Origin of the sequence: Kocuria sp. LUK (genome assembly GCF_021012935.1) — a bacterium.
Taxonomy (GTDB): Bacteria; Actinomycetota; Actinomycetes; order Actinomycetales; family Micrococcaceae; genus Kocuria; species Kocuria flava.
In genome coordinates, this window is the sequence record NZ_JAJMZI010000003.1 from 372,387 (window position 1) to 391,539 (window position 19,153).

General features: G+C 76.4%; 15 protein-coding genes. 12 read left to right on the top strand and 3 right to left on the bottom strand.

The window, feature by feature from the left end; all coding sequences use genetic code 11:
• The first annotated feature begins 123 nt into the window (after positions 1–123).
• Positions 124–1,095: a hypothetical protein gene (locus tag LQU92_RS07250; RefSeq protein WP_230779421.1), complete on the top strand. Its 972-nt coding sequence runs from the start codon at positions 124–126 to the stop codon at positions 1,093–1,095.
• 85 nt (positions 1,096–1,180) lie between these two features.
• Here the strand turns inward: LQU92_RS07250 and LQU92_RS07255 are convergent, their stop codons facing one another.
• Complete coding sequence (locus LQU92_RS07255; protein ID WP_230779424.1) at positions 1,181–3,586, bottom strand: acyl-CoA dehydrogenase; 2,406 nt, start codon at positions 3,584–3,586, stop codon at positions 1,181–1,183.
• 112 nt (positions 3,587–3,698) lie between these two features.
• On the bottom strand, positions 3,699–4,502 hold the full coding sequence (locus tag LQU92_RS07260) for a TetR/AcrR family transcriptional regulator (RefSeq protein ID WP_230779427.1): 804 nt from the start codon (positions 4,500–4,502) through the stop codon (positions 3,699–3,701).
• Between the two features lie 209 nt (positions 4,503–4,711).
• Between LQU92_RS07260 and LQU92_RS07265 the strand changes: the two genes are divergently transcribed.
• The 7 genes from LQU92_RS07265 (at position 4,712) to LQU92_RS07300 (ending at position 13,624) form a co-directional block, all read left to right on the top strand.
• Positions 4,712–6,007 (top strand): acetyl-CoA C-acetyltransferase, encoded by a 1,296-nt coding sequence (locus LQU92_RS07265; RefSeq protein WP_230779646.1) that lies wholly within the window; start codon positions 4,712–4,714, stop codon positions 6,005–6,007.
• 29 nt (positions 6,008–6,036) lie between these two features.
• On the top strand, positions 6,037–7,419 hold the full coding sequence (locus tag LQU92_RS07270; protein ID WP_230779430.1) for a 3-oxoacyl-ACP reductase: 1,383 nt from the start codon (positions 6,037–6,039) through the stop codon (positions 7,417–7,419).
• Positions 7,416–8,378, top strand: coding sequence for a MaoC/PaaZ C-terminal domain-containing protein (locus tag LQU92_RS07275; protein WP_230779434.1), 963 nt, complete (start codon positions 7,416–7,418; stop codon positions 8,376–8,378). Before LQU92_RS07270 ends, LQU92_RS07275 begins: the two co-directional genes overlap by 4 nt.
• On the top strand, positions 8,375–9,142 hold the full coding sequence (locus LQU92_RS07280) for a DUF2071 domain-containing protein (RefSeq protein WP_308071601.1): 768 nt from the start codon (positions 8,375–8,377) through the stop codon (positions 9,140–9,142). The genes LQU92_RS07275 and LQU92_RS07280 overlap by 4 nt, the downstream gene beginning before the upstream one ends.
• 127 nt (positions 9,143–9,269) lie before the next feature.
• Positions 9,270–11,585 (top strand): NAD-dependent DNA ligase LigA, encoded by a 2,316-nt coding sequence (gene ligA, locus LQU92_RS07290; protein ID WP_230779437.1) that lies wholly within the window; start codon positions 9,270–9,272, stop codon positions 11,583–11,585.
• 2 nt (positions 11,586–11,587) lie between these two features.
• Entirely contained in the window at positions 11,588–12,427 is an 840-nt protein-coding gene (locus tag LQU92_RS07295) for an inositol monophosphatase family protein (protein WP_058858429.1), read from the top strand.
• Between the two features lie 492 nt (positions 12,428–12,919).
• Positions 12,920–13,624: a transglycosylase family protein gene (locus LQU92_RS07300; RefSeq protein WP_101852658.1), complete on the top strand. Its 705-nt coding sequence runs from the start codon at positions 12,920–12,922 to the stop codon at positions 13,622–13,624.
• Between the two features lie 138 nt (positions 13,625–13,762).
• On the opposite strand, the gene LQU92_RS07305 is transcribed toward LQU92_RS07300, so the two are convergent.
• A complete protein-coding gene (locus LQU92_RS07305; protein WP_230779439.1) occupies positions 13,763–14,323 on the bottom strand; it encodes a hypothetical protein in 561 nt (186 codons plus the stop codon).
• Positions 14,324–14,491: 168 nt separating this feature from the next.
• On the opposite strand from LQU92_RS07305, the gene gatC reads away from it, so the two are divergent.
• The 4 genes from gatC to LQU92_RS07325 all read left to right on the top strand — a co-directional run bounded on the left by gatC (position 14,492) and on the right by LQU92_RS07325 (position 19,138).
• Positions 14,492–14,788 (top strand): Asp-tRNA(Asn)/Glu-tRNA(Gln) amidotransferase subunit GatC, encoded by a 297-nt coding sequence (gene gatC, locus LQU92_RS07310; protein WP_058858431.1) that lies wholly within the window; start codon positions 14,492–14,494, stop codon positions 14,786–14,788.
• Between the two features lie 4 nt (positions 14,789–14,792).
• Positions 14,793–16,427: an Asp-tRNA(Asn)/Glu-tRNA(Gln) amidotransferase subunit GatA gene (gatA, locus tag LQU92_RS07315; protein ID WP_230779442.1), complete on the top strand. Its 1,635-nt coding sequence runs from the start codon at positions 14,793–14,795 to the stop codon at positions 16,425–16,427.
• A complete protein-coding gene (gene gatB, locus LQU92_RS07320; protein ID WP_230779445.1) occupies positions 16,427–17,941 on the top strand; it encodes an Asp-tRNA(Asn)/Glu-tRNA(Gln) amidotransferase subunit GatB in 1,515 nt (504 codons plus the stop codon). Before gatA ends, gatB begins: the two co-directional genes overlap by 1 nt.
• A gap of 84 nt (positions 17,942–18,025) precedes the next feature.
• Positions 18,026–19,138: an FAD-binding oxidoreductase gene (locus LQU92_RS07325; protein ID WP_230779448.1), complete on the top strand. Its 1,113-nt coding sequence runs from the start codon at positions 18,026–18,028 to the stop codon at positions 19,136–19,138.
• Positions 19,139–19,153: the final 15 nt, after the last annotated feature.

Below are 19,153 nucleotides of genomic sequence, written 5' to 3' on the forward strand. Positions count from 1 at the left end.
CGCGGCACGGACCGGCCCGTGGGCCGCCCGGCCCACGGGCCCGTCGGGTGTCCCCCCAAGTGGGGAGCGTGCGAAAGCGTCACACGGGCCCGCCGGGCCGCCGCGCTCTTTACCTTCGAGAACATGTTGCTCTCCCGCCGCTCCCTCCTGCGCTCCGGGGCGCTGCTGGCCGCCGCGGGCTCCGTGGGCGGGGCCCTGGCGCCGCTCGGCTCCCGGCCCGGGCCCGCGCGCGAGTTCGTGCTGTGGGGCTCGTCCTCGGCCGCCAGCGCGCTCGCCCGGGACCGCCCGCCGGGGTTCCCCGAGGTGCGCATCGACGTCCTGCTCTCCCGCCTGCTGGAGGTCCCCGGGACCTCGCGGGCCGTCAGCGGCGACGTCTCCTCGCAGACTTTGGCCCTGCGCAGCCGGGAGCACCCGTACAGGGTCCTGCTGGGGCGGGGCGGGCTGCCCGCCCACGGGACGGTGGTGGTCCCCACCGCCGACGGCCGGGCGCCCAGCGCGCTGGTCGCCGAGCCGGGCACGGTCGCCGGGGTCGGGTGCACGATCCGCGGGGTGCGCGGGCGCGAGGGCGTGGTGGCGCTGCACCGGGTCGTCCCCGGGGCGGCGCTCGCGCCCGGGACCGGTCCGCAGAGCTGGTGGCGCACCGCCCTGCAGGAGGCCCACCGCGGTCAGGTGCACCTGGTGTGGACCGGGAAGAACAACATCGCCGAGCACTGGCAGGTGCTGGCCGACACCCGAGCCATCTGGGCCGTGGAGCCCGAGCGCACCGTGGTGATGGGCCACTGGCACACGTGGCGGGACCGCCGCGGCACCGCGCGCTGGGAGCAGGTGCGGGCGGTCAACGCCGCCTACCGCCACGAGTACGGGCAGCGCTTCTACGACACGATGGCCGACCTGCGGGACCCGCGGCTGTGGGCGCTGCCCGCGCTGCGGCCCCACCGGATCGGGTCCTCGGCCGAGGACCGCCGGTGGCTCGCCCAGGGGCTGCCCCCGCGCTCGGTGGTCGCGGCCGACCGCGCCCACCTCAACGCCCTGGGCAACACGGTCCTCGCCCACGGCCTGGCCCGCTTCCTCACGGGCCCCGCCGAGCTGTACTGAGCACCGGCCCCCGGGGCGCCCGCGGCCACGGGCACCCCGGGGGCCGGCTCAGGCACCGGCAGTCCGCGCCTCCTCCGGGGCCGGCTCAGGCGCCGGCCGTCCGCGCCTCCTCCGGGGCGGACCCGGCGGCGTCCCCGGCCCGCGCGGGCTCCCGCTCCTCCGGCCGGTCGTCCCCGGCCCGCGCCGGAACCTGCTGCGCGGCGGCGTCCTCCGCGGCGGCCCGGCGTCGCGTCTTCTTCAGGCCCCGCAGCTCCAGCCGGCGCGCGCGGCGGCGGTCGTGCCGGCGCTCGCCGCGCCGTCCGCCCGTGCCCGCTCCGCCGGCCGGCTCCGCCGCGGACTCCCCGGGGGCCGGGGCCCCGGTGCCGCCGGTCCGTGCGTCGTCGTCCGCGGTGTCCTTCCCGGCGTCCTTGGCGGCGCGGCGGCGGCCCTCGGCGGCCTCGCGCGGGGGAGCGGTCTCCTTGACCGGGGCGTCGCCGGAGGCCCGCAGCCTGCGGTAGTGGGCGGCGGCCTCCTCCTGCCGCTGCGCCTCGACGCCCGTGGCGATCTCGGCGCGCAGGTGCCCCTGCTCGAGGCCGAAGGCGGCCACGAGGTCGAGGGCGTGCGGGCGCAGGCGGGCCAGCAGCCGGTCGACGTACTCGTCGAGGCTGCGGCCGCGGCGCATCGAGACGCGCCCGTAGGAGAGGTACCAGGCGAGGTTCTTCTCGATCAGCCGCAGCCCGAAGACGTCCCGCAGCCACGTGAGCACGGTGCGGGTACCGGGGTCCTCGACCCGCCGCAGGGCCCGGGTGAAGGCCTCCCACTGCAGCAGCTCGGCGTGGGCGCGGGCCGCCGCGATGAGCTTGTGCTGGTTCTCGTTGAACAGCGCCGCCGCCTCCTCACGGGGCAGGCGGGCGGTGGGCCGCAGGTTCTCGGCGACCTCGGCGACCATCGTCTGCACCCGGTCGGCCAGCAGGGCGTGCTGGGCGGACTCCTCGCGCAGGGCGTTGACCGAGCGGCGCACGTCCCCGGTGTCGCGGAAGGCCTGGCCCAGCTTGCGCAGCCCGGAGCGGTGGTAGGTCGCCTCGGTGGCCCGCCCGGCGACGTAGCGGGCCATCACGCCCACGTCCACGTGCTTGAGCTCGTCGGCCCAGTCGGCGAGCAGGCGCTTGGCCACGAGCTGCAGCAGCACGGTGTTGTCCCCCTCGAAGGTCGCGTAGACGTCGAGGTCGTGGCGCAGGGAGGTCAGCCGGTTCTTCGTCATGAACCCGGCGCCGCCGCAGGCCTCCCGGCAGGTCTGCAGCGTGTCCAGAGCGCTCCAGGTGGACAGCGCCTTGAGGGCCGCGGCGAGCGTCTCGAGGTCCTGACGGTCCTCGTCGGTGTCCTGGCGCCCGGAGAAGACGTCGTCGTACTTGGCCAGCAGCTCCTGGTGGGCGAAGTCCATCGCGTAGGTCTCGGCCAGCAGCGGCAGCAGCCGGCGCTGGTGCTCCTGGTAGTCCAGCAGCACCTCCTCGCGCACGTCGGAGGAGGCGTTGAACTGCCGGCGCTCGCTGCCGTAGCGGATCGCGATGGTCAGCGCCGCCTTGTTGGCGACCACGGCCGCGCCGTCGAGGGAGACCCGCCCCTGGACCAGGGTGCCGATCATGGTGAAGAACCGCCGGCCCGGGCTGGCGATCGGCGAGCTGTAGGTGCCGTCCGGGGCCACGTCGCCGTACTTGTTGAGCAGGTGCGTGCGCGGGACCCGCACCCGGTCGAAGCGCAGCCGGCCGTTGTCCACGCCGTTGAGCCCGCCCTTGCGGCCGTCGTCCTCGCCGGAGACGCCGGGCAGGAACGCGCCGTCGTCGTCGCGGATCGCCACGTAGAAGGCGTGCACCCCGTGGTCGACCCCGCGGGTGAGCAGCCGGGCGAAGACCACGGCGGCGCGCCCGTGCCGGGCGGCGTTGCCGAGGTAGTCCTTGGTCGCCGCGGTGAACGGGGTGTGGATCTCGAACTCCTCCGCGGCCGGGTCGTAGGTCGCGGTCGTGCCGATCGAGGAGACGTCGGAGCCGTGGCCGATCTCGGTCATCGCGAACACCCCGGGCACCCGCAGGTCGCGGATGGCGGGCAGCCAGCGGCGGTGGTGCTCCTCGGTGCCGAGGTTGAGCACGGCCGAGCCGAACAGGCCCCACTGCACCCCGGCCTTGATCTGCAGCGACGGGTCGCCCAGCAGCAGCTCCTCGAAGCCGGCCACGTTGCCGCCGGGGTCGCCCTGGCCGCCGTAGGCCTCGGGCAGGCCCCGGCTCATCGCCCCGTGCTCCACGAGCAGGTGCAGCTGGCCCAGGACCCGCTCCCGGTTCTCCTGGTAGCTCAGGTTCTCCTGCGTGTGCAGCCGCTCGTCGAGCAGCATCGCCCGGGTCTGCCGGCGGACCTCGGCCCAGCGCCCGAGCAGCAGCTCGCCGAGGGCGGCGACGTCCACGGCGGCCGGGGCGGTCGCCTCCTGCGCGGTGCCGGTGGGACGGTCGACGGTGGTGGTCATGTCCTCGCTCCTTCTGCGAGGCCCCGGTCTCGGCGGTCGCCGGGACGGGGCCGGTGGATCGGCGGGGTCCGGGCGGGAGGGTCCCGCCGGCCCCGGGGAGGGGCTCCGGCGCTCAGCCGCCGGGGCCCCGGTGGTCCGGGTCGGGGGCCGCGGGGGCGCCGGGGTCCCCGGCGGGGCGCAGCCCGTGGACGGCCCAGCCCAGGATCAGCTCGGTCATCCGCTGCCGGGAGGGGCGCTCCGTGCCGGCCGGGGTGCCCATCCAGGCCTCCCCGGCGCCGCGGACCATGCCGATGGTCGAGGCGGCCCAGTAGCTGAGCATCGGCTCGGGCAGGCAGTGCTCGGCGGGGGAGTGGCGCACGTGCGCCTCCGCGAGCAGGGCCGCGACCGCGTCCGTGAACTCCTGGATGAGGTAGCGCTGCGCCCCGCCCGTGGCCCCGCCCTCCCCGTCGGGGCGCTCGCCGGCCTCCTCCTGGCGGCCGGTGCGGGTGCGCCGGTCGTGGCGGTGGCGCTCGCCCCGCCCCGGTTCGGGAACGGCGCCGACGACGAAGCGGTACACCGCCGGCGAGCGCTCGATGCTCAGCAGGTACTCGGCGACCATCGCCTCGACCGTGCCCTCGAAGGTGCCGGCGGCGCGGGCGGCGTCCCGGAGGCGGTCGCGCATCCGGGTGACGGTGTACTCGCCCACGGCCCGCTGCAGCCCGGCCTTGTCCCCGAAGTACCGGTAGTACACGGACTTGGACGTGCTGCACGCGGAGGCGATCTCCTCCATGGACGCCTGCGGGCCGAGCTCGTCGACGGCCGCGCGGGCCGTGCGGATCAGCTCGAGCCGGCGCTGCGCGCGGTGCCGGGCCCAGCGGGAGGAGCGGCCGTCCTCGACGGCCGGGGCGGTCGCGGCCTCGTCGGATTGCTGTTTCACGATACCCAGGGTATCAGGTAACATCGGCGAGGACGTGACCCGCATCACCTCACTTCGGCCCACGGGCCGGGCCGCAGGACCCGGCGGGCCGCGAGGCCACCGACCGACGAGACCCCAGGAGCACCTCCGTGACCGAGACCCCCCGCCCCGCCGAGCAGGCCGGGACCACCGCCGAGCACACCGTTCCCGCCGCGGCCGAGCGCACCGGCGTGGCCCGCCGCGCGGTCGTCGTCGGCGGCAACCGCATCCCGTTCGCCCGCGCCCACGGGGCCTACGCCTCCGCGAGCAACCTGGAGATGCTCACCGCCGCCCTCGACGGGCTCGCCGCCCGCTGCGGTCTGGCCGGTGAGCGCATCGGCGAGGTCGCCGCCGGGGCCGTGCTCAAGCACCCCAAGGACTTCAACCTCACCCGCGAGGCCGTGCTCGGCTCCGTCCTGGACCCGCGCACCCCGGCCTTCGACGTCCAGCAGGCCTGCGCGACCGGCATGGAGGCCGTCTCGACGCTCGTGAACAAGATCCGGCTGGGCCAGATCGACTCCGGCATCGCCGGCGGCGTCGACTCCGCCTCGGACGCCCCGATCGTGGTGGGCGAGGGGCTGCGCCAGGTGCTGCTCGAGCTCAACCGGGCCCGCAGCACCGGCCAGAAGCTCAAGGCGCTCTCCCGGCTGCGCCCGGGCGACCTCAAGCCCGCGGCCCCCGGCACCGGCGAGCCCCGCACGGGGCTGTCCATGGGCGAGCACCAGGCCCTGACCACCGCCCGGTGGGAGATCTCCCGGCAGGCCCAGGACGAGCTCGCCGCCGCGAGCCACCGCAACCTGGCCGCCGCCTGGGACCGCGGCTTCTTCGACGACCTGGCCACCCCGTTCCGCGGGCTCGCCCGCGACAACAACCTGCGCCCCGACAGCACCGTGGACAAGCTCGCCGGGCTCAAGCCGGTCTTCGGCCGCTCCCTGGACGCCGAGGCCACGATGACCGCCGGCAACTCCACCGCCCTGACCGACGGCGCCTCCGCCGTCCTGCTGTCCTCGGTCGAGTGGGCCGAGGAGCACCGGCTGCCCGTGCTCGCCGACGTCGTGGACGTCGAGGCCGCCGCCGTCGACTTCGTCCACGGCGACGAGGGCCTGCTGATGGCCGGGGCCTACGCCGTGCCCCGGCTGCTGGCCCGCCAGGGCCTGTCCCTCGAGGACTTCGACCTGGTCGAGATCCACGAGGCCTTCGCCTCGACCGTGCTCTCGACCCTTGCCGCCTGGGAGGACGAGCGCTTCGGGCGCGAGCGCCTGGGCCTCGACGGCGCCTTCGGGACGGTCGACCGCTCCCGGCTCAACGTCGCCGGGTCCTCGCTCGCGGCCGGGCACCCCTTCGCCGCGACCGGCGGGCGCATCGTGGCGACCCTCGCCAAGCTGCTGCGCGAGCGCGCCGAGCAGACCGGCCGGCCCGCCCGCGGGCTGATCTCGGTGTGCGCCGCCGGCGGGCTGGGCGTCACCGCCGTGCTCGAGGCCCGCTGAGACCGCCGACGACCCCGAGGAGACCCCCTGTGACGGACACCTATCTCGACCTCGTCAGCACCGGCCCCGGCGCCGCTCTCGCCGGCCGGCTCGGGCTGCCCCGCCCCGTGCGGCTGCGCCGCCACGACCCCGCGGCCCCGCTCGTGCCCGGCCCGGTGCTCGTCCTGGGCCGCGGCCCGGACGCGGACCGGATCGCCGAGGCGCTGCTGGACTGGGACCTCGACGTCCGCCGCCGCGCCGAGGGCGCCGGGCGCCTGGGCGCCGTGCTGCTCGTGCTCGCCGATCTCGAGGCCCCCGGCGGGCTGCAGGAGCCGGCCCTCGCCCTCGGCGCGGTGCTGCGCCAGCTGGCCCCCGGCGGGCGCGTGGTCACCGTCTCCCGGCCCGCCCCGGGCATCGGCGCGGGCGCGGCCTCGGCGACCCCCGCGGCCGCCGACCCGCTCCCGCCCGCCGTCGCCGCCGCCCGCCAGGCCGTCGTGGGCCTGCTGCGCTCGGTGGCCCAGGAGGTGCGCGGCGGGGCCACCGCCAACGGGGTCCTGCTCGCCGACGGCGTCGGCCCCACGGCCCCCGGCGTGCTCGGGGCGCTGCGCTTCCTGCTCTCCGGGCGCAGCGCGTTCGTCTCCGGGCAGTTCGTGACGGTCGGCGGGACCACCGGGACCCTGCCGGCCGACTGGGAGGCCCCGCTCGCCGGCCGGGTCGCCGCCGTCACCGGCGCCGCCCGGGGCATCGGCGCGCAGATCGCGCGCACGCTCGCCGCCGCCGGCGCCCGCGTCGTCGTCGTCGACGTCCCGGCCGCCGGCGAGCCGCTGGCCGCCCTGGCCAACGAGCTGCACGCGGTGGCCCTCCAGCTCGACGTCACGGACGAGCACGCCGGGCGGCGGGTCCTCGCCGCGGCCCGCGAGCGCTTCGGGCACCTCGACGTGGTGGTGCACAACGCCGGGATCACCCGGGACAAGCTGCTGGCCAACATGGACGGGGCCCGCTGGGCCTCCGTGCTCGCCGTCAACCTCGAGGCGCAGCTGCGGATGAACGAGCAGCTGCTCGCGGGCGAGGGCCTGGGCGAGGCCCCGCGCATCGTCTGCCTCGCCTCCACGAGCGGGATCGCCGGCAACCGGGGGCAGACGAACTACGCCGCCTCCAAGGCCGGGGTGATCGGGATGGTCGCCGCCGCCGCGCCCCTCCTCGCGGCGCGCGGGGGCGCGATCAACGCCGTGGCCCCGGGCTTCGTCGAGACGGAGATGACCGCGCGGATCCCCGCGGCCCGCCGCCAGGTCGCGCGCCGGCTGAACGCGCTGCAGCAGGGCGGGCTGCCGGTGGACGTCGCCGAGGCCGTGCTCTACCTCGCCTCCGGTGCCGCCGCCGGGGTCAACGGCCAGACCCTGCGGGTCTGCGGGCAGAACCTGGTGGGCGCGTGACGGGCCCGCGGCCGGGGGAGCGCCGGCAGGTGGTGCTCGAGGAGGCCCCCTCCCTGGCCGGGCTCTACGTCCGTGCCGCGGCCGGGGCCGCCGGCGGGGCCCTCGCCCGCCGGCTCCCGGCCTCCCTGGGCGGGGGCCGGCGGGGCGGGGAGCCCGTGCTGCCCGCCGTCGAGCACGTCGTCGAGGGCGTGCGCGTCGACCCGGCCCGGCACGAGGCGTTCTGCCGCACCGTCGGCGCCCCGCGGCGGGAGGGCCCGCGCGGGCCGGAGGCGTTCTCGGGGCACCTGCACGCCCTCGCCTTCCCCGTGGCCATGGGCGTGCTCACCCGCCCGGACTTCCCGCTGCCCGTGCTCGGCATGGTCCACCTGGCCAACGAGGTCGAGCACCGCGGCGCCGTCGTCGTCGGGGAGGAGCTCACGGTCACGGCCCGCGCCGAGCGGCTGCGCCCGCACCGGTCCGGGGCGCAGGTCGACGTCGTCGCCCGCCTGGCGCGGGAGGACGGCGGAACCGTGTGGACGGGCCGCTCCACCTACCTCGCGAAGGGGGTGCGCGTGCCGGGCGCGGCCGAGGACGGCCCGCGCCGGGAGTTCGTCCCGCCGGCCCCGACCGGCACCTGGCGGCTGGCCGCCGGCACGGGACGGGACTACGCCGCCGTGAGCGGGGACTGGAACCCCATCCACCTCTCCGGCCCCTCCGCGCGGGCCCTGGGGATGCCGGGGGCGATCGCCCACGGCATGTACTGCGCCTCCCGCGCCCTCGCCGGCGTCGCCGTCCCCGCCGGGACGGCCTTCCGGTGGACCGTCGAGTTCGCCGCCCCCGTCCCGCTGCCGGGCACGGTGGCCGTGGCGGTCGCCGACGACGGGCGCGGTCCGGGCTGGCGGCGCTCCGACTACGCCGGCTGGGACCCCCGCCGCCGGCGCCCGCACTTCACCGGGACGGTCGAGCGGCTCGGACCGTGAGCCCCCGCCCGCCCCGGCCGCTGGACCCGCAGGGCCCGCCGCTGCCCACGCGCCGGGTCGCGGAGCAGCAGTGGCGGGACGCGTGCTTCGTGCACTGGCGGACCGACCCCGCGCTGGTGGCCCCGCTGCTGCCGCGCGGGGTCCGGCCCGACGTCCACGACGGCTCCGCCTGGGTGGGCCTGGTCCCGTTCCGCATGGTGGGCGCGGGCCCGCCCGGACGGGGCGGGGTGCCGTGGCTGGGCAGCTTCCTCGAGCTCAACGTCCGCACCTACTCCGTGGACGGGCAGGGCCGGCGCGGCGTGGTCTTCCGCACCCTCGAGGCCGAGCGCGCCGCCGTCGTGCTGGGGGCCAGGACCCTGCTGGCGGTGCCCTACCGGTGGGCCCGGATGCGCCTGGACCGTGAGCAGGACGGGGCCGGGCGCACCGTCCTCGACCACCGCAGCCGGCGCCGGGCCGGGCCCACCCGCCCGGGCAGCCGGGTGCGCGTGGCCGTGGGGGAGCGCCTCGCGCGGCCCGGGCCCCTCGAGGTGTTCCTCACCGCCCGCTTCGGCCTGCACACCCGGGCGTGGGGCAGGTCCCTGTGGGTGCCGAACACCCACGCGCCGTGGCCGCTGCACCGGGGCGAGCTGCTGGCCCTCGAGGACGACCTCCTCCGCGCCACCGGGTTCGGGGACCTCGCGGACCGGCCCCCGGACAGCGTCCTGTGCTCGCCCGGGGTGCGCACCGCCTTCGGGCTGCCGCTGGGCCTCGACGACCCGCGCTGAGCCCCGGGCCGGCGGCTCCCGTGCCGCACCGGGCCCCCGGCGGGCCCCGCCCCGGCCCGCGGGGCGGGATGCCGCGGTGCCGGGGTGCCGCGCCCGCGGCGTCCGGGCCGTGGGACACAATGGTCCGGTGAGCCCACAGCAGACCAGCACCGCGCAGCCCGTCGACGCCTCCGGCCAGGACCTCAACCCGGCCGAGCCCGACGACGCGCTCAAGGAGGAGTACGCCGAGCTCGTCGACCGGGTCCGCGCCGCCCGCACGGCCTACTACGTCGAGGACGCCCCGCGGATCTCCGACGCCGAGTACGACGCCCTGTACCGCCGGCTCGAGGAGCTCGAGGCGCTGCACCCGCAGATCGTCGCCAACGACTCGCCCACCCAGGAGGTCGGCGGCGAGGTCTCGGCCGCGTTCGCCCCGGTCGAGCACCTGGCCCGCATGTACTCCCTCGAGGACGTGTTCTCCACCGACGAGCTCGTCGCCTGGATGGACAAGACCGCCGCCGCGGTCGCCGAGCTGCCCGGCGCACCGGCCCCCGCGTGGCTGACCGAGCTGAAGATCGACGGCCTCGCCGTGAACCTGCTCTACCGCGGGGGCGAGCTCGTGCGCGCCGCGACCCGCGGGGACGGCACCACCGGCGAGGACGTCACCCACAACGTGCGCACCATCGGCTCGATCCCGACCGTGCTCGAGGGGGAGGGGATCCCCGAGGAGGTCGAGGTCCGCGGCGAGGTCTTCATCTCCGCGAAGGACTTCCGCGCCCTCAACGAGGCCATCGTCGCGGAGGGCCGGGCGCCGTTCGCGAACCCGCGCAACGCCGCGGCCGGGTCGCTGCGGCAGAAGGACCCGGAGGTCACCGCCCGGCGCCGGCTGTCGATGTACGTCCACGGCGTGGGCGCCGCCACGGGCCTGGAGGCCGCGACCCAGTCCGAGGTCTACGGCCTGCTCGAGGGCTGGGGCCTGCCCGTGAGCCCCTACACGAAGGTGCTGGCCTCCACCGGGGAAGTGCTCGAGCTCATCGAGGAGTACGGCCGGCGCCGCCACGACCTCATCCACGAGATCGACGGCATCGTGGTGAAGATCGACGACCGCCGCACCCAGTTCCGCCTCGGCCACACCTCCCGGGTGCCCCGCTGGTCGGTGGCCTACAAGTACCCGCCGGAGGAGGTCAACACGACGCTGCTCGACATCCTCGTCAACGTCGGGCGCACCGGCCGCGTCACCCCCTTCGGGCTCATGGAGCCCGTGCGCGTGGCCGGGTCCACCGTGGAGATGGCCACCCTGCACAACCAGGACGTGGTGCGGGCCAAGGGCGTGCTCATCGGGGACACGGTCGTGCTGCGCAAGGCCGGTGACGTGATCCCCGAGATCGTCGGGCCCGTGGTCGCCCTGCGCGACGGCAGCGAGCGGGAGTTCGTGATGCCCACGCACTGCCCCTCCTGCGGCACCGAGCTGCGCCCCGCCAAGGAGGGGGACGTGGACATCCGCTGCCCCAACGCCCGCAGCTGCCCGGCCCAGCTGCGCGAGCGCGTCTTCCACGCCGCCGGGCGCGGGGCCTTCGACATCGAGGCCCTCGGCTACGAGGCCGCCCTCGCCCTGACCGCCCCGGACGAGCCCGCGACGCCCCCGCTGACCAGCGAGGCCCAGCTGTTCGACCTCACCCCGGAGGACCTGCGCGAGGTGCGGATCCGCCGGGAGAAGCGCCGGAAGGGCGAGCCCACGGGCGAGAGCGAGCTCGTGCCCTACTTCTGGACCAAGGGCACCGCGAAGAAGCCCCCCGAGCCGACGGCCACCACCCGCAAGCTCTTCGAGGAGCTCGAGAAGGCCAAGTCCCAGCCCCTGTGGCGCGTGCTCGTGGCCCTGTCCGTCCGGCACGTGGGCCCCACCGCCGCCCGTTCCCTGGCCACCGCCTTCGGGTCGATGCAGGCCATCCGCGACGCCGACGAGCAGACCCTCGCCGGGGTGGACGGGGTGGGCCCGACCATCGCCGCCGCGGTGACCGAGTGGTTCGCCGAGCCCTGGCGCTGCGAGATCGTGGAGCGCTGGGCCGCCGCCGGGGTCCGGATGGAGGACGAGGTCGACGCGTCCCTCCCGCGCACGCTCGAGGGCGTCACGGTCGTGGTGACCGGCTCGCTCGAGCGCTACAGCCGCGACTCCGCCAAGGAGGCCGTGCTGCAGCGCGGCGGGAAGGCCTCCGGGTCGGTCTCGCGGAAGACCCACTTCCTGGTGGCCGGGGAGAACGCGGGCACCAAGCTGGACAAGGCCGAGCAGCTCGGCGTGCCCGTCCTCGACGAGGCCGGCTTCGAGCTGCTCCTCGCCCGGGGCCCGGAGGCCTTCGCCGGCGACGGGGACGACGACGACACCCCGCCGCCGCCCGGCGCCGGGGAGGACGCGGCCGCGGACGCGGCGGCCGGCGCGGACACGACGGACGACGAGGACGGGAAGTGAGCATGGGACGCCACGACGACGTGCTGGAGGGCCTGGGCCCGAGCGGCCACGAGCTCGAGGAGCTGCTGGACACGGCGCTGGCCGCCGCCGCGGCGGGGGCCGAGGTGCTGCGCGGGCGCGACGGCGCGCACCTGGACGTCAGCGGCAAGGCCGAGGAGGGCGACTGGGTCACCCGCTTCGACGTCGCCGCCGAGCAGGCCGTGCTCCGCGCGATCCTGGACCGGCGCCCGCACGACACCGTCACCGGCGAGGAGTCCGGCACCCACCGGCCCGATGCGCCCTCGGGCATCCGCTGGTCCGTGGACCCGCTGGACGGGACCACCAACTTCATCCGCGACATCGTCTACTACTGCACCTCCGTGGCCGCCTCCGACGCCGAGGGCAACTGGCTCGTGGGCGTCGTGGACGCCCCCGCCCTGGGGCGGACGTACTACGCCGTGCGCGGAGCCGGGGCCTGGGTCGAGCGCGACGGCGCGTCCCGCCGCCTCTCCGGGCCGGTGCCGGGCCGCCCGGGCCGCCTCTACGGAACGGGCTTCGCCTACGACCCCGAGCGGCGGGAACGCCAGATCGATACTTTTTTGCGATCGATGCGGCAGTACACAGACATGCGGCGTCTGGGTTCGGCGGCCCTCGACCTGTGCATGGTCGCCGAGGGCACCCTCGACGGCTACGCCGAGCAGGGGCTGCACGAGCACGACTGGGCCGCCGGCGCGCTCATCGCCGAGGAGGCCGGCGCCCTCGTGGAGCGCCCCGACCTCCCTGCCGCCGCCGACGGCCCGGTGCCCGTCGCGGCCCGCCTGGCCGAGTGGATCACCGCACGTGAGCGGGGGATCCCGGGCTGAGCCCGGACGCCCGGGGAGCCCGCCGGGGTCGCCGCCCGGGGGTGTGAGCTCCCTCCCAGTCATCGGTCGTGACTTGACCGTGACCTTTTCGTGCCCGTAGCGTGATTCGCGGTGTTCGGCGGTGGGCTCGTCCCCCGACCGGCACCGGGACCTCGGTCCCGCCGGCCCGGCCCTGCCGAGCCGGCCACGCTTCCGGCCGCGGTGTGGTCTACACCACGTCGGCCGGAAAAGGGTGGTGCAACGGAAATCGTTACGCTACTGTTATCAACAGCTTCCCCGGGATTCCCCCAGGGGATCCCCGTGCGTCCGGGCGCCTCTGCCCTGACGTCACCCCACGAAGAACACAACTCCATGCCGGGTGCTGCCGTACCACCGCACGTCGTCCAAAGGGCAGCAACCTGTAAGCACACACCCAACACACTTCTGTCGGGTGGACGGCGGCGCGAAGACATCCGGGGACGGAAACGAGCGCAGGTGGCCCCAGGGAGCATCATGAAGAACACCACTGCTGTTCGTCGCAACGTCCGTCGCGGTGCCGCCGCCCTCCTGCTCGGCGGGACCGCCGCCGGCGCCATGGCCCTGCCGGCCAACGCCGCCCCGACCTCCACCTGGGACGCCCTGGCGCAGTGCGAGTCCGGTGGCAACTGGAGCACCAGCACCGGCAACGGCTTCTCCGGTGGCCTGCAGTTCACCCCGTCCACCTGGGCCGCCTTCGGCGGCACCGGTGCGCCCGAGAACGCCTCCAAGGCCCAGCAGATCGCCGTGGCCGAGAACGTCCTCGAGGGCCAGGGCTGGGGCGCGTGGCCCGCCTGCTCCGCCAAGCTCGGCCTGAGCGGTGCGGCCAACCCCTCCGAGAACCCGATGGGCACCGCCTCCACCGTGGCCCCGCAGTCCGTGCAGGCCCCGGCCCCGATCGAGGCGCCCGCCCCGGCTCCCGCCGCCGTGCAGGCTCCCGCCCCCGTCGAGGCCCCGGCGCCCGCCCCGGCCCCCGCCGCCGTCGAGTACGTGGCTCCGGCCGCGACCGCCGCCCCGGCCGCCTCGGGCGAGACCTACACCGTGGTCGCCGGCGACACCCTGTCGATCATCGCCCAGAAGCTCGGCCTCGAGAGCTGGGAGGCCCTGCACGCCGCCAACGCGGACGTCGTGGCCGACCCCAACCTGATCTTCCCGGGCCAGACCCTGCAGCTGCCGGCCTGATCCTCCCGGATCCGGTCCGCACGACGAGGGCCCCCACCGCACGGTGGGGGCCCTCGTCGCATGCCCGGCCCCGCCGGACCGGGGCGCCCGGCCCGGCGCCCCGGGGTCAGGGCGCCGGGGGAGCGGGGCGCGGGCCGCTCAGGCCCACAGCCACCGCCCGGCGGGCTCGGCGACCGCGTCGCCGAAGCCCACCGTGCGCTCCGCGCCCTTGACCCGGTAGGGCTGGACCACCGTCAGCGCGGCGCCCTCCCGGTGCTCGGTCTCGACCACCACGGCCTCCTGCGCCTGCCGGTCGGGCAGCGTCGCGGGGAAGGCCACGCCCGCGCACACGAGCTCGTCGCGCCGCTCCACGGCCAGGGCCCGCAGCGCCGCGAGCACCGCCTCGGGGGCGAGTTCGGCCGTCTCCCCGGGATCCAGGGTGTCCAGCTCGTACTCGCCGTCCTTGCGCGCGGTGACGAGGAACGCCGGGAACGCCCCGTGCCGGCCCAGCTGCTCCTCGGCCACGGCCTGCACGTGGGCCATCAGGGTGTCGATCGTGGCGGCCGCGTCCCGGCTCACCCGCTGGCGCCAGGCGTTGGCGGCGTCGGCGGCGGAGCGCCCCGCCGAGGGGGCGCTGCGGGCCCGTCCGCGGGGGCGCTCCTGGCGGTCGCGGCCCGCGCCGCGGGCCTTCTTCGTGCGGGCGGGCTTCTTCTCGGCCATTCGGTGCAGCTCCTTCGCGGTTGCCCGCGCTCGTCGGTCGGTTCCTCCCAGGGTAGGCCCGCGCGGGCGCCCCGTCCGCCCGCAGCCGCTCCCGGGCCCGCCGGGGCCCGGCCGGGGCGCGGCTAGACTGGTCCGGACACCGAAACCGATCCCCGAGCAGGAGTCTGCATGTCCGCGATCACCCGCGAGCAGGTCGCCCACCTGGCGAAGCTCGCGCACATCGAGATGACCGAGGAGGAGCTGGCGGCCATGGCCGGGGAGCTCGACCTCGTCGTCGACTCGGTGGCGTCCGTCAGCGAGGCCGCCGGGCCCGACGTCCCGGCCACGAGCCACCCGATCCCGCTGCACAACGTCTTCCGCGAGGACGTGGTGGGCCCGACCCTCACGGCCGAGGAGGCGCTCGGCGGCGCCCCCGACCGCGCCGAGGGCAAGTTCAAGGTTCCCGCCATCCTGGACGAGGAGTAGTCGCATGCCGAACACCGGAACGCCCCAGGGCGTCGTCGGCCTCACGGCCGCCGAGCTCGCCGACCGCCTCGCCGCCGGGGAGACCACCTCGGTCGAGGCCGTCGAGGCCCACCTGGCCCGCATCGAGGCCACCGACGGCGCGCCCGTCGACCCGTCCGACCGCTCGCGCGGGAAGGCCGGTCTCAACGCCTTCCTGCACGTCAACGCCGAGGAGGCCCTCGAGGTCGCCGCGGAGGTCGACGCCGCCCGCGCCCGCGGGGAGCAGCTGCCGGCGCTGGCCGGCGTGCCGATCGCCGTCAAGGACCTGATCGTCACGACGGGCCAGCCGACCACCGCCGCCTCGCGGATGCTCGAGGACTGGCGCAGCCCCTACGACGCCACGGTCGTCGAGCGGCTGCGCGCGGCCCGGATGCCGATCCTGGGCAAGACGAACCTCGACGAGTTCGCGATGGGCTCCTCCAACGAGCACTCGGCCTTCGGCCCCGCCCGCAACCCGTGGGACCTCGCCCGCATCCCGGGCGGCTCCGGCGGCGGCTCCGCCGCGGCCGTGACGGCCTTCCAGGCGCCCCTGGCCCTGGGCACCGACACCGGCGGGTCCATCCGCCAGCCCGCCGCCGTGACCGGCTCGGTGGGCGTGAAGCCGACCTACGGCGGGGTCTCCCGCTACGGCGTGATCGCCATGGCCTCTTCCCTCGACCAGGTGGGCCCCGTCTCCCGCACGGTCCTCGACGCCGCCCTGCTGCACGAGGTCGTCGGCGGGCACGACCCGCGCGACTCCACCTCCCTGCCCGAGCCCGTGGGCGGGCTCGCCGCCGCGGCGCGGGCCGGGGCCGCCGAGGGCGGTCTGGCCGGGCTGCGGGTGGGCGTGGTCAAGGAGCTCACCGGCGAGGGCTTCCAGCCCGGCGTCGAGCAGCGCTTCCGGGAGGCCGTCGAGGCCCTGCGCGAGGCCGGGGCCGAGATCGTCGAGATCGAGACCCCGCACTTCCGCTACGCCCTGGGCGCCTACTACCTGATCATGTCCTCGGAGGTCTCCTCCAACCTCGCCAAGTACGACGGCGTGCGCTTCGGCCACCGCGTGCTGCCCGAGGAGGGGCCGCTGACGATCGAGCGCGTCATGGGCGCGACCCGCGCCGCGGGCTTCGGCGCGGAGGTCAAGCGCCGGATCATCCTCGGCACCTACGCCCTGTCCGCCGGCTACTACGACGCCTACTACGGCTCCGCGCAGAAGGTCCGCACCCTCGTCCAGCGCGACTTCGCCGCCGCGTTCGAGCAGGTCGACGTCCTCGTCTCCCCGACGGCCCCGACCACCGCGTTCGAGCTGGGCGCGGTGGACGAGTCCGCCGACCCGATGCAGATGTACCTCAACGACATCGCGACGATCCCCACGAACCTCGCCGGCATCCCGGCGATCTCCGTGCCCGGCGGCCTCGCCCCCGAGGACGGGCTGCCCGTGGGCATCCAGTTCATGGCCCCGGCCCGTGAGGACGCCCGGCTCTACCGCGCCGGCGCCGGCCTCGAGGCCCTGCTCGCCGACCGGTGGGGCGGGCCGCTGTGGCGGGACCTGCCGGAGACCACCGAGCTCGTCCGGGACCTGGCCGAGTCCACCCTGTCCGCCCCGGCCCGCGGAGGAGCACGCTGATGACGCAGACGACCGCTGAGATCCTGTCCTTCGACGAGGCGATGGCCGCGTTCGACCCCGTGCTCGGCTTCGAGGTGCACGTGGAGCTGAACACGCGGACCAAGATGTTCGACGCCGCCCCGAACACCTTCGGCGACGAGCCCAACACGAACACCACGCCGGTCTCCCTGGGCCTGCCCGGGGTGCTGCCCGTGGTCAACCGCGCGGCCGTGGAGTCCGCCATCAAGCTCGGCCTCGCGCTGGGCTGCGAGATCCGCCCGGTCTCCCACTTCGCCCGGAAGAACTACTTCTACCCGGACACCCCGAAGAACTTCCAGACCTCCCAGTACGACGAGCCGATCGCCGAGAACGGCTCGATCGACATCGAGCTGGAGGACGGGACGGTCTTCACCGTCGAGATCGAGCGCGCCCACATGGAGGAGGACGCCGGCAAGCTCACCCACATGGGCGGGGCGGCCGGCCGCATCCAGGGCGCCGACTTCTCCCTGGTCGACTACAACCGCGCCGGGGTGCCGCTGATCGAGATCGTCACCCGGCCCATCGTCGGGGCCGGGGAGCGCGCGCCGGAGCTGGCGCGCGCCTACGTGGCCGCGATCCGCGAGATCGTGAAGAACCTCGGGATCTCCGACGCCCGCATGGAGCGCGGCAACGTCCGCTGCGACGCCAACGTCTCCCTCATGCCCAAGGGCGCCACCACCTTCGGCACCCGGTCGGAGACGAAGAACGTCAACTCCCTGCGGGCCGTCGAGCGCGCCGTGCGCTACGAGATCCAGCGCCACGCGGCCGTGCTGCAGGCCGGGGGCACGATCGTGCAGGAGACCCGGCACTGGCACGAGGACACCCGCTCGACCACGAGCGGGCGGCCGAAGTCCGACGCCGACGACTACCGCTACTTCCCCGAGCCCGACCTCGTGCCGGTCGTCACGGACGAGGCGTGGATCGAGCGGCTGCGCGCCGAGCTGCCCGAGCCCCCGGCCGAGCGCCGCCGCCGGCTCAAGGCCGACTGGGGCTACGCCGACCAGGAGTTCCGCGACGTCGTCAACGCCGGGGTGCTCGACGAGATCGAGCAGACCGTCGCCGCCGGGGCCACCCCGGCCGCGGCCCGCAAGTGGTGGATGGGCGAGATCGCCCGCCTGGCCAAGCAGCGGGAGACCGAGATCGCCGAGCTCGGCGTCACCCCGGCCACCGTCGTCGAGCTCGACGGGCTGATCGCCGAGGGCCGGATCAACGACAAGCTCGCCAAGAAGGTCCTGGGCCACGTCCTGGACGGCGAGGGGAGCCCGGCCGAGGTCGTCGAGGCCCGCGGCCTGGCCGTGGTCTCCGACGACTCCGTGCTCACGGCCGCGATCGACGACGCCATGGCCGCGATGCCCGAGGTCGTCGAGAAGGTCAGGGGCGGGAAGGTCCAGGCCGTCGGCGCCCTCATCGGCCCGGTCATGAAGGCCACCCGCGGCCAGGCCGACGCCGCCCGCGTGCGCGAGCTGATCCTGGAGCGCCTCGGCGTGCAGGGCTGAGCCCGGCGCCGAGGGGCCGCGCCCCGCCGGCCCGTCCTGCGGGCCGGGCGGGGCGCGGCCCCTTCCGCGTGCGAGCATGGGGGCATGGACCTCGACTGCGACGTGCTGGTGATCGGCGGCGGCATCACCGGGCTCTCCCTGGCCTCGGAGCTGGCGCGGCGGCGCGGCACCGGGGCCGGCGTGGTGCTGGCCGAGGCCGAGCCCCGGCCGGCCCACCACACCTCCGGGCGCTCGGCCGAGCAGCTCATCCCCAGCTACGGGCCCGCGCCCGTGCGCGAGCTCACGGAGCTGACCGTCGCCGCGCTGCTGGGACCCGACCCGGATGCGGAGCGGCCCGTGGCCTGGCCCTCGACCGTGGTCGTCGTCGGCGCGGGGGAGGCCCTGCGCGCCGAGGCCGTCCCGGGCACGACCGCGCTGGACCGGGAGGCCGTGCTCGGGCTGTGCCCGGAGCTGGCGTGCGCCCCGGCGGCGGAGATCGAGGGCGGGCTGCTCGACACGACCTCGGTGCGCACCGACGCCGCCGCCCTGGTCGGGCGCCACCGGCGGGTCGCGGAGGCCGCCGGCACCCGGATCCTGCTGCGGGCCCCCGTCACCGCCGCCGCCCGGGACGACGGGGCCTGGATCGTGCGCGCCGGGACCCACCGGGTGCGCGCCCGGCAGGTCGTGGTCGCGGCCGGGGCCTGGGCGGACGCGGTCGCCGGGCTCTTCGGGGCCGCCCCGCTGGGCCTGGTCCCGCTGCGGCGCACCGCGGCCCTCGTGCGCCTGGCCCGGCCCCTGGCCGAGGACCACCCCATGGTCGTCGCCGCCGGGGACGCCTGGTACTACCGCCGTGCCGGGGCGGGGGCGCTGGTCTCCCCGGCCGAGGCGGTGCCCAGCGAGCCGTGCGACGCCCGCCCCGTCGCCGCGGACGTCGACGCGCTCGTGGCCCGCCTCGACGAGCTCACGTGCCTGGGGATCACGGGGGTCGAGCGGGCCTGGACCGGGCTGCGCACCGAGGCCGCCGACGGGGTGCCCGTGTGCGGGCCCGACCCGGAGGTGCCCGGGCTGCTGTGGCTGGCCGGACAGTCCGGCTACGGCTTCCAGACGAGCACGGCGATGGCCCGCGCGGCGGCCGACCTGCTCCTCGAGGGCGCGGTCGGCCCGTGGTGCACCCCCGCCACGGCCGCCGCCCTGGATCCGGTCCGCCTGCGCGGCTGAGCCCGGACCGCGGCC

Bases quoted from the DNA above. Each gene is read 5' to 3' on its own strand.
- LQU92_RS07325 (WP_230779448.1), top strand. From the start codon at position 18,026: ATGGACCTCGACTGCGACGTGCTGGTGATCGGCGGCGGCATCACCGGG.
- LQU92_RS07305 (WP_230779439.1), bottom strand. From the start codon at position 14,323: ATGGCCGAGAAGAAGCCCGCCCGCACGAAGAAGGCCCGCGGCGCGGGC.
- gatB (WP_230779445.1), top strand. From the start codon at position 16,427: ATGACGCAGACGACCGCTGAGATCCTGTCCTTCGACGAGGCGATGGCC.
- LQU92_RS07295 (WP_058858429.1), top strand. From the start codon at position 11,588: ATGGGACGCCACGACGACGTGCTGGAGGGCCTGGGCCCGAGCGGCCAC.
- LQU92_RS07255 (WP_230779424.1), bottom strand. From the start codon at position 3,586: ATGACCACCACCGTCGACCGTCCCACCGGCACCGCGCAGGAGGCGACC.
- gatC (WP_058858431.1), top strand. From the start codon at position 14,492: ATGTCCGCGATCACCCGCGAGCAGGTCGCCCACCTGGCGAAGCTCGCG.
- LQU92_RS07250 (WP_230779421.1), top strand. From the start codon at position 124: ATGTTGCTCTCCCGCCGCTCCCTCCTGCGCTCCGGGGCGCTGCTGGCC.
- LQU92_RS07300 (WP_101852658.1), top strand. From the start codon at position 12,920: ATGAAGAACACCACTGCTGTTCGTCGCAACGTCCGTCGCGGTGCCGCC.
- gatA (WP_230779442.1), top strand. From the start codon at position 14,793: ATGCCGAACACCGGAACGCCCCAGGGCGTCGTCGGCCTCACGGCCGCC.